The organism is Halomonas sp. Y3 (genome assembly GCF_024137965.1).
GTDB lineage: Bacteria > Pseudomonadota > Gammaproteobacteria > Pseudomonadales > Halomonadaceae > Halomonas > Halomonas mongoliensis.
Genome location: NZ_CP099975.1, coordinates 816,406 through 828,559 on the forward strand (window position 1 = coordinate 816,406; position 12,154 = coordinate 828,559).

Genomic DNA, 12,154 nt, shown 5'->3' on the forward strand with positions numbered 1-12,154 from the left:
GCAGATCCATGCCCCCGCCCCGAGGTGCCCCCATGGCCGCGACCAACAAATTGACGGCGACCGCCGTCCGCAGCGCCCAGCCCCGAGAGAAGACTTACCGGCTCTCCGATGGTGGGGGCATGTATCTCGAGGTCACGCCAAATGGGGGCATGTACTGGCGCTTGAAGTACCGCCACCACGGCAAGGAGAAGCGCCTGGCCATCGGTGTCTATGGCGAGGGCGCCGGCAAGGTGTCGCTCGCCCAGGCCCGCAAGGCCCGCGACGAGGCAAAGGAGCTGCTGGCCCAGGGGCTCGACCCCAGTACCGCCAAGCGGCTCGCCAAGGAGCAGGGCAGGGCAGCCGCTGACAACACCTTCAAGGCAGTGGCGACCGAATGGCTCGAGCACATCCACAAGCACGAGGTGGTGCCGGCTCACTACGAGCGCAACAAGCGCCGGCTCGAGCGCGACATCTTCCCCACGCTCGGCAACCGGCCCGTGGGCGAGATCACCGCGCCGGAGCTGCTGGACTGTCTGCGCAAGGTGGAGAAGCGGGGGCACCTCGAGACCGCCTCGAGGATCAAGACCGTATGCGGCCAGGTGTTCCGGTATGCCATTTCCGCCGGCAAGGCCCGGCGAGATCCTGCCGCCGATCTGCGCGGCAGCCTGCGCCGGGGCAAGACTCAGCACTTCGCCGCCATCACCGACCCACAGGAGATACCGGCACTGCTTCGTGCCATCGACGGCTATGGGGGCACGCCCGTAGTGGTGGCCGCCCTCAACCTGTCGCCGCTGCTGTTCGTGCGCCCTGGTGAGCTGCGCAACGCCCGCTGGGAAGACTTCGACCTCGAGGCCGCCACATGGTCATTCCAGCCCAGCAAGAACGCAGACCCGCTGATCGTGCCCCTGCCACGGCAGGCGGTGCAGATCCTCAGCGACCTGCATGGGCTCACCGGCCCCGAGGGCTATGTCTTCCCCAGCGTGCGCGGCCCGTCACGCCCTATCAGCGACAGTACCTTGGGCGCCGCCCTGGACGTTCTCGGTTACAAGAACCGGATGACCGCCCACGGCTTCCGCGCCATGGCCCGTACCATCCTGGCTGAGCGGCTGGGCTATCCAGAGCAGTACATCGAGCAACAGCTCGCCCACAAGGTGCGCGACGCCAATGGCCGCGCCTACAACAGAACCAAGTTCCTCGACCAGCGCCGGGAGATGTTGCAGAGCTGGGCGGACTACCTCGAGGCGCTCCGCGATGGATCTGGCAATGTGGTGCCGATACGGGGGCAAGCATGAAGCGCGACGACGACCTCGACAGCATCGCCGCCGACCTCGACAACGTACTCGAGCGCCTGGCCGGCTACATCGAACGGCAGGCTCCGCGCCCTGGTGTGGTAGATGACGAGCCCGTCGAGTTCAAGGCCACGGCAGAGCCGGAGATTCTCGCCGCCATTCTCTACCGCTATGCCATGGGGCCGCCCAGACTCCGCGACGCCATCACCGCGACTCAGGCTGCTGGCGACGCTCTGGAGCGCAAGCGGGAGTCCCTGGTGGCCGAGCATGGCGAGAAGAAGGCCGAGCTGCTGGCCGCGCTCTACGCCTGCGAGCTGGCGCACAGGTTTACGCAGCCTGTGCCCAAGCCGGACACCAGAGCCCTCGCTGCCGCTGGCAATCGCTATGCCAAGGGGCACGATAAGTTCTTCGGTGGGGATACCCGCGTCGAAAAGCGGGGCGGTGGAGATGAGCCTGCCCCACTGCATCCGCCGAACAAGAATGTCCCTCGGCTGGCCAACCTTAGGAAGTGGGCAGTCGAGTATGCGGCACGGCTACACGAGCAAGACCCAAAGCGACACCCCATCGACCGGGCGCTGTTTGAGGAGGTGACGAAGACTTTCACAACGCTGAAGGCAGGCACGATCGAGGCCGATTACCAGAGCAGCGCCTGGCCGGAGATCTTCAGGCTCAGAAAGCAGAAAGATTAGAAACAGCTAAAACGAAAATTATATAAAATCTCAGTTATCAATAAGTTACGACAATCACCAACCTTAGCCATGCCAACCCATCAAGAGGAATCACGGCATGGCAGCACTTCTCAGACTCCCAGAGGTTCGCAAGCTAGTCGGCCTCAGCACCCCGACCATCTATCGCCTGATGAAGAAGGGCGAGTTCCCTGGCTCAGTGAAGCTCACTCCCAATGGCCGCGCTGTGGCCTGGCACAAGGCTGACGTAGACGCCTGGATCGAAAGCCGTGGCGTGCGCGGGGAGGTGGCCTGATGTTGACGACCACCCACACCCAGGGCTATCGTGAAGGCGTTGCAGTAAATCCTGCAACCGACCTTGGCCGGTCGGAACCACATAGGCGCACAAGCGCCGCACTCGTGTCAGGCGCTGTTTTTGTGCCTGCCACTCGCAATGGCGGCTGTGCGTGGGACACCTTCGGGTGTGCCGGTTTCCTATGTGACCGGTCGGCCAACCCGCGTACAGTCGCCCCCATCCGCTGCTTGGCCGCAGCCGGGGACGACTCCGATCACATAGGAGTCTCACCCATGGCACTCACACGCCTGTTCCCTTCCCGCATCCTCTCCGACCGCGCCGCTGCACATCGTGCAATGGCCAGAGCCGCCCTTTTCAGCGACTCGAGCGCAGCGACCCGCCTGAAGCGTTACAGCCACCACGCCGAAAAGGCCCGAGCCCTGGAGGAGCAAGCCGGCCACCCCTTGCACGTCGTGTACCTGGCCAGCACCGGCACCCGCCTGGAGATCCACGCCCCTACCTGGCAAGACGCCATACGCCGGACTGGCCGGCCCGATGCGTGCGTGGTGGAGCAGACCGCCGCCCGCGAATTCACCGTCACATTTGATCCAGACTGCCCGACCATCATCGACTTCCGGGCTCGTTACGCCTCGCCCGCCGAAACGCTGCGCTGGGCGCTCGACACCGTTCTGCACCAGGCCGGAGTCTCTGCTGGCGCAGGGGGTGCGTCATGACAGCCACCACCGACCTGACCGCCCTGCTGGACGACATCGGCCAGCGGCAAGACGGCCTCGGCTGGACGGCCAGGGGGCACGCCCGTCGCCTCCGGCGCCCTGCCCGGTATACCCGCACCCGCGAGGATCAACTTCACAAGCTGGAGGGCTTCAGCGAGCTGGTGGAGGCCCTGGAGCTGCTGGATAGCGACACGACCAACCGCCTGGCCAAGCTGATCGTTGGCGCCTGGCAAGAGGCGTGGGGGCTGAATCGCATGGAGGGCACCCGATGACCGCAAACGTAGAAAGGCCCGACCTTGGGGGAGATCGGGCCAATCAGGAAACGCCTTGCAGCAAGGTCGATCCTAGCACCCAGTGCGGCATGGTGCTATCCGCCCTTCGGCGCCAGCCAATGAGCGCCGCGGAACTCCAATGGCAACTCCCCATCGCCGATGCCCGCGCCGTGGTCCGCGACCTGATCAACAAGGGCTACCGCATCGAGAAACATGACCACCCGAATCCAGACCTAGCGTCGCGCTGCAGGAAGATCCGGCGTTACCACCTGGTCGAGACCGAGTGATCGCAAACGGTACCCCGTTTCGGGGTACCGTCTCGAGAGGTGCCCTATGGCGAAGAAGAAGCGCGACAAGGTGTCGACGCCTGGCGGGTTCTGGGCGCTTCCCAAGCTGCTGATGGAGAGCCGCGACTTCCGCGAGCTCTCCCCTTCCGCGATGAAGGTGCTGATGGTGCTGGGGAGCCAGTACAACGGCCGCAACAACGGCAACCTGGCCGCGACCCACGCCATGCTCGAGGACTGGGGAGGCATGGCCAAGGGCACGCTCGCCAAGGCGCTGAAGGAGCTTCAGGAGCGCAACCTGGTCACCAAGACCCGGGACAACCGTCGCGGCCGGGAGGGAGCGCGCTGTGCGCTCTATGCTCTGACCTGGCAGACCATCGACGACTGCCCCGGCAAGGAGCTGGACGTTCCGCCGAGCATCGTCCCCAGGCGCAAGCTATCCCAAGGGTGACCCCAAGTCTGGGGCACCTTCCAGGCCCGCCCACCGAGGCGGGTTTTTCGTGCCCGTTCGATAAATACCGGGTCCAAAAATTGAACCTTACGGTGTCAAAAATTGGACCCTTATCGGCTGGCGCCGCATTGGGCCCCAAATAAGGGTTCAAAAATTGGACCCTTATCGGCCTGTTTCGAGATTTACCGGGTTCAATAATTGGACACCCTTCTAGAGTTACCACCCTGGGGGGTATTACGACCGTATCCACTGGGCCGAATGCTCGGCTGAGTGAGCAGGCCCCCGGGCCCAAGCGAGGCCCGGATCTTTGATCCGGCCGAGTCGCCGGGCCGAACAACTGAGCGAAGCGAAGGCGTTAGGCTGCTGGGTCACATCATGTTGTGCTTGCAGGTTTCTTAAAACACAATATGTGCTATTGTTACTGTACAGCCAAACAGTAAAGGCCCGCCTGTCATGTCCGAATCCCTGGTAGTCCGCCTTGATGCCGATACCGTCCGCCGCCTCGAGCAGATGAAGCGCCAGATTGACAGCGCGCTGCCCGATGGCGCGATACCGCCGTTCACTCTCGCCGCCCTGGCTCGCCACAGCATCCGCAAGTGGGCAGACCACATTGCTGAGCCGGTGCCGAATCCCTGCCTGACTCCGGCTCAGGAGCGCGATGCGGCTGGCGCCCTGGAGCAGGCCCGGCAGGATCTCCAGGAGGGCCGGTAATGGATCTTCACATCTACGACGTGATTGACGCCGCGCTCGCCCAGCAGGTGCGCAGCAGCCTGAGCGGGGGCAAGCCTGTCACCGTCCACATCAACAGCCCGGGCGGCTCAGTGACCGATGCGCTGGCCATCTACGACGCCCTGCGCAGCCACAAGGGCAAGGTGACCGCCCGGGTGGACGGCCTGGCCGCCAGCGCGGCAACCCTGGTGATGCTCGCCGCCGATGAGATCGAGATGGCGAAGCACTCGCTGCTGATGGTGCACAACCCTTGGACCGCGGCTATGGGCGATGCCGGCGAAATGCGCAAGGTGGCAGAGAGCCTGGACAAGCACGCCGCCGAGATGGTCACGCTCTACGCCGAGCGCACCGGGCAGGAGCGCGGGAAGATCGAGGCCATCATGGGCGCGGAGACGTGGTTCAACGCCGAGGAGGCGGTGGCCGCCGGCTTCGCCCATCGCGTCGACGACAGCGACAGCAGCAAGCCCCGCTTGACCGCCGCCGCCATGGCCTACCTGACCGACATCACCGACCGCCCAGAGGCCCGCGAAGCACGCAGGGAGCAGCAGGTGGCCGCGCTGTTCGACGTTCTGCCCGACACTGCAGAGATCCGGGCGCTGAAAGAGGATTCATCCATCATGAGCCAGACACCCGATCAAGTCCGCGAGGCCGCCATGGCCGCACTCGGCCGCGACATCACCCCGTGCGACCATCCCCGCCGGGATACGGGCGCCTTCGCCGGCAACGGCAACATCGTCAAGGACTGCCTGACCGACGCGCTGCACGCCCGCCTCGGGATGGCCAAGCTGCAGGAGCAGGCCAACCCCTACAAGCATCACTCGCTCTTCGACATGGCCCGGGCCTCCCTGGTCGACAACGGGGTGAGCATTGCTGGCGCCGGCAGCCGCCTGGCAGTCGTGGGGATGGCCTTCACTCACTCGACCAGCGACTTCGGCAACCTGCTCGCCGACACGGCCAGCAAGTCGATGCTCCGGGGCTGGGAATACTCCGGCGAGAGCTTCCAGCGGTGGTGCAAGAAGGGCTCGCTGTCCAACTTCCACACCGCGCACCGGGTTGGCATGGGCGGCTTCGCTCCCCTCCCCCAGGTGAAGGAAGGCGCTGAGTACAAGTACGTCACCACCGATGACCGGGGGGCCCCGATCGCCCTGGCCACCTATGGGGGGCTGTTCAGCATCACCCGGCAGGCCATCATCAACGATGACCTGAGCGCCTTCAGCGAGCTGCCCTCCCGGCTGGGCAAGGCCGCCTCCCGCACCATCGGGGATCTGGTCTACAGCATCCTGACCGGCAACCCGAACTTCCAGGGCAAGACGCTCTTCCACAGCGATCGGAACAACATCGGCACCACCAATGCCCTGTCGCCGGACGTGCTGAGCGAGCCCCGCCACGCCCTGCGCACCCAGACCGACACCCAGGGCAACCCGCTGAACATCAACCCTGCCTTCGTGATCGTGCCGGCAGCCTTGGAAGGCGTGATGATGCAGGTGCTGCGCTCCACCAGCATCCCAGGGGCCGAGTACAACAGCGGCATCATGAACCCGGTGGCCAATATGGGCGAGATGGTGGTCGAGTCCCGGCTGGATCAGTCCAGCACCAAGCAGTGGTTCGTCTCTGCCGCCCAGGGCAGCGACACCATCGAAATCGCCTACCTCGACGGCCAGGACAGCCCCTACCTGGAGCAGCAGGAGGGATGGACCGTCGACGGGGTGAGCTTCAAGGTCCGAGTCGATGCGGGTGTGGCACCGCTGGACTACCGCGGCCTGTTCCGCGGCCAGGTGGGCGAATAACCGAGCGGTGGGCCTGTGCGTACGGTGAGCTCGCATAGGCTTCAGCAGGGGATGGGTATGGGAGCCTCCCCCCTGCGACCGGGCGCGGTGGACCGCGGCGGCCTGGCATGTGTCGCTCCTTCACCACCGAGCCCACGACGGCAACGCGAACTTCAGGCGCCGCGCCGTCACTCCGGCGGGCCCCACCTCTGGTGGTGGCCCGCTTTTTTTCGGCTGATCAGGGCCAGGAGGTTGATCTATGGCTGATCTAGAGAAGTCCGTCGCCATCATCTTCGAAGGCGTCGACCAAATGGGGGCCGGCGTCGATAGCGCCACCCGCAAGATCGGCAGCGTGGCCGGCTCAGTGGAAAAAGCCACCGCCCCGCTCGCTGACTTCACCAAGGATATGCTGGCGCTGGAGGCCGCGGTGCTGAGCTCCGGCGCTGCCTTCGCGCTCTTCGCTGTGAAGGTGGCCGGTGACTTCGACAAGTCGCTTCGGGAGATCTCGACACTGATCGAGCTGCCGGCCGACAGCCTGGACCGGCTCCGGACCCAGGTGCTCGACTACACCAGCACCTCGACGCAATCCATCGAGACGGTGACCGGCGCCTACTACAACTTGATCAGTGCCGGTAACGACACGGAAGAGGCAATGCGGCTGCTGGCCGCTGCCGAGCAATTGGCAGTGGGGGGCAAGACCGACCTCGACACGGCGGCCAAAGCCTTGGCCGGCACGCTCAGTGCCTACGGTGCAGAGGCCAGTGAGGCAGAGGATTACACCGACGCCCTGTTCGTTGCGATGCAGGGCGGCATGACCACCATCGGCGAGCTCTCGAGCGCCCTGCCTCAGGTCACGGGCCTGGCCTCACAACTCGGCATCGACTTCGACACCCTGGCTGCGGCCGTGGCAGCGCTGACCCGCACCGGCCTTTCCACCAGCCAGGCAGTGACCCAGGTCGGCGCAGCCCTGAACTCAATCTTGGGGCCATCCCAGCAGGCCAAGACGCTCGCCGAGGAGCTCGGGGTGGAGTTCGGGGCAACCGCGCTGCGCTCGCAGGGGCTCGAGGGCTTCCTGGACAGCCTGGCCACCGCTACCGGGGGGAGCGAAGAGGCGATGCGCACCCTGTTCGGCTCGACCGAGGCGACCCGGGGGGTGCTGGCGCTGACCGGGCCAGTGGCGGAGGCCTTCGCCGAGATCCTCGGGGATATGGACGACAAGGCCGGCGCCACCGCGACGGCATACGACAAGATGGCCGACGCGGTCGATCTCGGCACGCAGCGCATTAAGAACGCGATGACCGTGGCCATGGTGGCCATCGGGGACCCGCTCCTCGATGAGTTCACCGGCATCCAGTCGGCCATTGCCGAGATCTTCAACGCCATCGGGGCCAGCGTGACCGGCGGGCAGCTCTCCGGCTTCGTGGACCAGCTGGAGAAGATGTTTCAGGGGATCGAGAACACCCTGGGCGATGTGGCCGCCAATCTGCCTGCAGCCTTGGAGCAGGCGGACTTCAGCAGTTTCTTCGACGGGCTCGAGATGATCCGGGAGGCGGTGGCCGACCTGTTCGACGGCGCCGACCTGACCAGCGTCGACGGCTTGGCCCGGGTGATCGAGACCCTCGGCCTCGCCTTCGAGACCCTATCCGCCTACACCGCCGGGGCCATCACTGCCCTGGGACCCTTCCTCGAGCAGGTGGCGAGCCTGGCGAACTGGATACTCAAGATCAATCCGGAGCTGATCGCTTGGGCAGGCTATCTGGGGGGTGCTGCCATTGCGGTGAATACCTTGCTGGGGGTGGTGCTGAAGCTGAACCAAGGCTTCAGCCTGCTGGCGGGGAGCGCCGGGGTGCTGCCCAAGGTAGCGCCGCTGTTCAAGGGAATCGTGGCGGCGCTGACCGGGCCGGTAGGCATCACTGCAGCGGTGGTGCTCTCGCTGCCCCACCTGGAGCGCCTGGCCGCCGGGATGCTCGGGGTGGAGACGCGAGCCGAGCGCCTGGAGCGCATCCGCCTGAGCCCCGGGGGGGAGGAGGCGCAGCGCTGGAAGGACTACCAGGAGGCGATCGACGGGGCCTCGCTCGAGGAGTTCATCGAGATCGCCGAGGAGTACGGGTATGCCGATGACGCGATGCGCAAGAGCGTCGCCGAGTCGATGAAGCTGGTCGAGCACTACCAGAACGTCCTGAAGGGGACGCCGGATCCGATCTACAACTGGGGCAACGCCCTGGACATCGTGAACGTCTCCACCGAGGAGAGTATCGCCAATACCCGGGAACTCGCCGAGGAGACCTTCGACCTGGCCAAGCGGCAAGACGACGCGATGCGCCAGCTGTTCGAGGACCGAGGGCAGGATCCCTGGAGCAACCTCCGGGATGCCTACCTCGACTACCGCGACGCCTTTGTCAGGGGGGAGATCGACGCCCAGGAGTGGGCCGCCATCCAGGAGGCCTATCAGGTGCGGCTGGTGGAGGCGACCGGCAAGGCGGCCAAGTCTCAGCAGGAGCTGGCCGGGGAGGTGCTGACCACCGAAGAGGCGATCCTCAAGGCCCGCGACGCGGTGCTATCCCACGAGCTGGCGATGGAGCAGCTGTTCAGCAACGAGCGTATCCGGACGCTGGAGCTCTCCGTCGACCTGCAGACCGCCCAGATCGAAGCCGAGATGCGCAAGGCCGAGGCCGCATTCGATTCGATCAACACGACGATCCAGAGCACCGAGGAGCTTCTCGGGGGGCTGTTCGATCTCCGCTTCGGGGGTGACCTGGGCCGCTGGGACCAGCTGCAACTCGATAAGCAGATCGAAGCCGAGCGCAAGGCCCGCGACGAGGCCTTCGAACTCCAGAAGAAGCAGATCGAGGCGCAGATCGAAATGATGAAGGCCCGAACCGATGCCCTGCGCAACGGTGATGGTCTGATCAAGATCGAGAGCGACGGCCTGGAGCCGGCGCTTGAAATGGTGATGTGGCACATCATCGAAAAGGTCCAGCTACGCGCCAACGCCGAGGGCGCCGAATTCCTGCTCGGCCTACCAGGGGGAGCATCATGACACGCCGCGAGTACACACCAGAGCAGCTCAAGAAGCTGGCGCAGATTCCCAACATCGAGCGCCGGCTGGCTGAGGAGCAAGAGGCCCGCCGCTGGATTGCCGAAACCGTTCAGCGACGGGAGGCCGCCATGGCGGCCATTGAGCGCCTGATCGAGAAGGCCCGGGGGGTGGCATTGCCCGAGCTTCGAACGGCCGGTGAGCAGGCCACGCCGATGCACCTGCGGCCGATGAACGACTTCTTCACCACCGGGGGGGCCAAGCTGCTGCGCCTGGCAGAGATTCCTGAGGCAGAGCACACCCACCCGACAGCCTTCCGGGTATCCCTGGAGCTGCGGGTGATGTGCCAGGAGTGGGGCGCAGCCGTGACTGAGCTGCGCGACGCCGCTGAGGCAGAGGCAGCGGCCCGGGCAGACCGGGAGCTGCTGGCCGCGCCGCTCGAGGCTGAGATCGAGCGCGAGCTGGGCCGGCTGAACTGAGGAAGCGGACGGGTCCTTATGCACCCACCCCCGGGCCTGAGGGGACGCAGAGCCCCGAATTCTGGCTATTTACGAGCCCCGCGCCGGGGCAGGTTGAGGTTTATATGACGCGCAGCAAGCCGACGCCGGAGCCGCACTGGCTCAACCGAAAGCAGATGGCCGCCAGCCTGGGCATATCCGTCCAGGCCTTCGACCGTTGGGCGGTTGAGCCGGTGGCGCGCATCGGCCGGGAGAAGTTCTTCGACTGCGGCAGCGTGCTGCAGACCAAGCTCGCAGAGCTCGAGGCGAAGCATCAACAACAGCAACCGGCCGGCGCCGATGGCGAGGTGATCGACCCGCTGCTGGAGTACCGCCGCGCCCAGGAGGAATACCGGCTGACCCGGGCCCGCCGGGAGGCCCAGGAGATCAAGAACGAGCGCGACCGCGGCAAGCTGGTGCCGACGACTTTCGCCATCTTCTCCTTGTCCCGCCTGGCGGCCGAGGTGGCAACGATCCTCGACACCCTACCGATGACGATGCGCCGCCGGCATCCGGACCTCGAGCCGCGGCACCTCGACAGCCTGGCCCGGGAGATTGCCAAGGCGCGCAACGTCGCCGCCGGCCTGGGAGAGAATGTCCACCAGCACGTCGAGGAGTTTCTGGCACTGGAGAGCGGAAAGGAGGGGTAGCCGTAAGAACGTGCAGGCGGCTGGCCGGCGCTGATAGAATTCCTGCACCCGCGCGCCGTTGACCTTCGTTGTCTGGTGGCATGTCTGGGGGCACATATGAGGGGTGTCCAGGCAGCAGGCCATGAACGATAGGGCGGGAGCGGTCTATTCTGGTGGATACACGACCCACCAGATTCCGCGCCCCGGCCTCCCAGAGGTCGGGGCGTTCTGCTTTATGGCCATGAGTCGGCCGGTGCCAGAACGAGCCGGCAGGGTGAGTGTCCAAGGGTCCGTGCGACCGATTTCTCGGCCGGCGCTGGTCAAGGCACCGGCATTCTGGTCTAGAATGGTAGCCTGCCGACGGAGGCGAGAGACGCCTCGGGCACCAGGCGCATCGTCCGCGCGGAGCGCGCGAGCCGCGATGCACCCGATCATGCAGGGGGAGCCCCTGCCAGTCACAGTGGTAGACACGATGACGATCATGACTTCCCGTGCCGAGGTGCGCAGTCACCTGGCCCGTACCTACTGCCCCACCCGGATTCCCGCCGAGGACGAGGCGCGCGTCGAAGAGATCAAGCGGCTCCTCGAGGCCAACAACGCCGTCCTGGTGGCCCACTACTACACCGACGATGCCATCCAGCAGCTCGCCGAAGAGAGCGGCGGCTGTGTGGCCGACTCCCTGGAGATGGCCCGCTTCGGCGCCCGCCATCCGGCCGAGACCCTGGTGGTGGCCGGGGTGCGCTTCATGGGCGAGACCGCCAAGATCCTCTCCCCGGAGAAGCGCGTGCTGATGCCCACCCTGGAAGCGACCTGCTCCCTGGACCTGGGCTGCCCGGCCGATGAGTTCGCCGCCTTCTGCGACCAGCATCCGGACCGCACCGTGGTGGTCTACGCCAATACCTCGGCGGCGGTGAAGGCCCGCGCCGACTGGGTGGTGACCTCCTCCATCGCCGTCGAGGTGATCGAGCACCTCCAGGCCCGCGGCGAGAAGATCCTCTGGGCCCCGGACAAGCACCTGGGCGGCTATATCCAGAAGAAGACCGGTGCCGACATGCTGCTCTGGGACGGCGCCTGCATCGTTCACGAGGAGTTCAAGGCCAAGGGGGTCGAGGAGCTCAAGGCGCTCTATCCGGAGGCTGCGGTGCTGGTGCATCCGGAGTCGCCGGCCTCGGTGGTGGAGCTGGCCGACGTGGCGGGCTCTACCTCCCAGCTGATCAAGGCCGCCCAGACGCTGCCCAATGACAAGCTGATCGTGGCCACCGACCGCGGCATCTTCTTCAAGATGCAGCAGGCGGTCCCCGAGAAGACCCTCTTCGAGGCCCCCACCGCCGGCAATGGCGCCACCTGCAGGAGCTGCGCCCACTGCCCCTGGATGGCCATGAATGCCCTGGACAACCTGGCCGATGCCCTGCGCCAAGGCAGCGGCGAGATCCATGTCGATGATGCCCTGCGTCAGGCCGCCCTCAAGCCCCTGGAGCGGATGCTCAATTTCCAGGCATAAGGTTCGAGGGGCGAGGTTCGAGGAGC

Annotated in this window: 13 protein-coding genes; all 13 read left to right on the forward strand. The window is 65.8% G+C overall.

Annotated features, from left to right (window positions below; all coding sequences use genetic code 11):
* Window positions 1–32 precede the first annotated feature (32 nt).
* The 13 genes from NHL60_RS03845 (at window position 33) to nadA (ending at window position 12,128) form a co-directional block, all read left to right on the forward strand.
* A complete protein-coding gene (locus NHL60_RS03845) occupies window positions 33–1,271 on the forward strand; it encodes an integrase arm-type DNA-binding domain-containing protein (RefSeq protein WP_253449231.1) in 1,239 nt (412 codons plus the stop codon).
* Window positions 1,268–1,957 carry a hypothetical protein gene (locus NHL60_RS03850; RefSeq protein WP_253449233.1) on the forward strand — a complete coding sequence of 230 codons (690 nt, stop codon included), beginning with the start codon at window positions 1,268–1,270 and terminating at the stop codon, window positions 1,955–1,957. Before NHL60_RS03845 ends, NHL60_RS03850 begins: the two co-directional genes overlap by 4 nt.
* A gap of 97 nt (window positions 1,958–2,054) precedes the next feature.
* A complete protein-coding gene (locus tag NHL60_RS03855) occupies window positions 2,055–2,249 on the forward strand; it encodes an AlpA family transcriptional regulator (RefSeq protein ID WP_253449236.1) in 195 nt (64 codons plus the stop codon).
* A gap of 272 nt (window positions 2,250–2,521) precedes the next feature.
* Window positions 2,522–2,962, forward strand: coding sequence for a hypothetical protein (locus tag NHL60_RS03860; protein WP_253449239.1), 441 nt, complete (start codon window positions 2,522–2,524; stop codon window positions 2,960–2,962).
* On the forward strand, window positions 2,959–3,234 hold the full coding sequence (locus NHL60_RS03865; protein WP_253449242.1) for a hypothetical protein: 276 nt from the start codon (window positions 2,959–2,961) through the stop codon (window positions 3,232–3,234). Before NHL60_RS03860 ends, NHL60_RS03865 begins: the two co-directional genes overlap by 4 nt.
* Window positions 3,231–3,521 carry a helix-turn-helix domain-containing protein gene (locus NHL60_RS03870; RefSeq protein ID WP_253449245.1) on the forward strand — a complete coding sequence of 97 codons (291 nt, stop codon included), beginning with the start codon at window positions 3,231–3,233 and terminating at the stop codon, window positions 3,519–3,521. The genes NHL60_RS03865 and NHL60_RS03870 overlap by 4 nt, the downstream gene beginning before the upstream one ends.
* 46 nt (window positions 3,522–3,567) lie before the next feature.
* Window positions 3,568–3,969, forward strand: a complete 402-nt coding sequence (locus NHL60_RS03875; RefSeq protein WP_253449248.1) for a helix-turn-helix domain-containing protein — start codon at window positions 3,568–3,570, stop codon at window positions 3,967–3,969.
* Window positions 3,970–4,422: 453 nt separating this feature from the next.
* Window positions 4,423–4,680 carry a hypothetical protein gene (locus tag NHL60_RS03880; protein ID WP_253449251.1) on the forward strand — a complete coding sequence of 86 codons (258 nt, stop codon included), beginning with the start codon at window positions 4,423–4,425 and terminating at the stop codon, window positions 4,678–4,680.
* Window positions 4,680–6,485, forward strand: a complete 1,806-nt coding sequence (locus NHL60_RS03885) for a ClpP-like prohead protease/major capsid protein fusion protein (RefSeq protein WP_253449254.1) — start codon at window positions 4,680–4,682, stop codon at window positions 6,483–6,485. The genes NHL60_RS03880 and NHL60_RS03885 overlap by 1 nt, the downstream gene beginning before the upstream one ends.
* 238 nt (window positions 6,486–6,723) lie before the next feature.
* Window positions 6,724–9,504 carry a phage tail tape measure protein gene (locus NHL60_RS03890; RefSeq protein ID WP_253449257.1) on the forward strand — a complete coding sequence of 927 codons (2,781 nt, stop codon included), beginning with the start codon at window positions 6,724–6,726 and terminating at the stop codon, window positions 9,502–9,504.
* Window positions 9,501–9,980, forward strand: a complete 480-nt coding sequence (locus NHL60_RS03895; protein ID WP_253449260.1) for a hypothetical protein — start codon at window positions 9,501–9,503, stop codon at window positions 9,978–9,980. The genes NHL60_RS03890 and NHL60_RS03895 overlap by 4 nt, the downstream gene beginning before the upstream one ends.
* A 104-nt stretch (window positions 9,981–10,084) precedes the next feature.
* Window positions 10,085–10,648 (forward strand): terminase small subunit, encoded by a 564-nt coding sequence (locus NHL60_RS03900; protein ID WP_253449262.1) that lies wholly within the window; start codon window positions 10,085–10,087, stop codon window positions 10,646–10,648.
* Window positions 10,649–11,099: 451 nt separating this feature from the next.
* Window positions 11,100–12,128, forward strand: a complete 1,029-nt coding sequence (gene nadA, locus NHL60_RS03905; RefSeq protein WP_253449265.1) for a quinolinate synthase NadA — start codon at window positions 11,100–11,102, stop codon at window positions 12,126–12,128.
* The last annotated feature ends 26 nt before the right edge of the window (window positions 12,129–12,154 follow it).

Coding starts and splice junctions, on each gene's coding strand:
- NHL60_RS03875 (WP_253449248.1), top strand. CDS start 3,568: ATGGCGAAGAAGAAGCGCGACAAGGTGTCGACGCCTGGCGGGTTCTGG.
- NHL60_RS03900 (WP_253449262.1), top strand. CDS start 10,085: ATGACGCGCAGCAAGCCGACGCCGGAGCCGCACTGGCTCAACCGAAAG.
- nadA (WP_253449265.1), top strand. CDS start 11,100: ATGACGATCATGACTTCCCGTGCCGAGGTGCGCAGTCACCTGGCCCGT.
- NHL60_RS03885 (WP_253449254.1), top strand. CDS start 4,680: ATGGATCTTCACATCTACGACGTGATTGACGCCGCGCTCGCCCAGCAG.
- NHL60_RS03850 (WP_253449233.1), top strand. CDS start 1,268: ATGAAGCGCGACGACGACCTCGACAGCATCGCCGCCGACCTCGACAAC.
- NHL60_RS03890 (WP_253449257.1), top strand. CDS start 6,724: ATGGCTGATCTAGAGAAGTCCGTCGCCATCATCTTCGAAGGCGTCGAC.
- NHL60_RS03845 (WP_253449231.1), top strand. CDS start 33: ATGGCCGCGACCAACAAATTGACGGCGACCGCCGTCCGCAGCGCCCAG.
- NHL60_RS03865 (WP_253449242.1), top strand. CDS start 2,959: ATGACAGCCACCACCGACCTGACCGCCCTGCTGGACGACATCGGCCAG.
- NHL60_RS03895 (WP_253449260.1), top strand. CDS start 9,501: ATGACACGCCGCGAGTACACACCAGAGCAGCTCAAGAAGCTGGCGCAG.
- NHL60_RS03860 (WP_253449239.1), top strand. CDS start 2,522: ATGGCACTCACACGCCTGTTCCCTTCCCGCATCCTCTCCGACCGCGCC.
- NHL60_RS03880 (WP_253449251.1), top strand. CDS start 4,423: ATGTCCGAATCCCTGGTAGTCCGCCTTGATGCCGATACCGTCCGCCGC.
- NHL60_RS03870 (WP_253449245.1), top strand. CDS start 3,231: ATGACCGCAAACGTAGAAAGGCCCGACCTTGGGGGAGATCGGGCCAAT.
- NHL60_RS03855 (WP_253449236.1), top strand. CDS start 2,055: ATGGCAGCACTTCTCAGACTCCCAGAGGTTCGCAAGCTAGTCGGCCTC.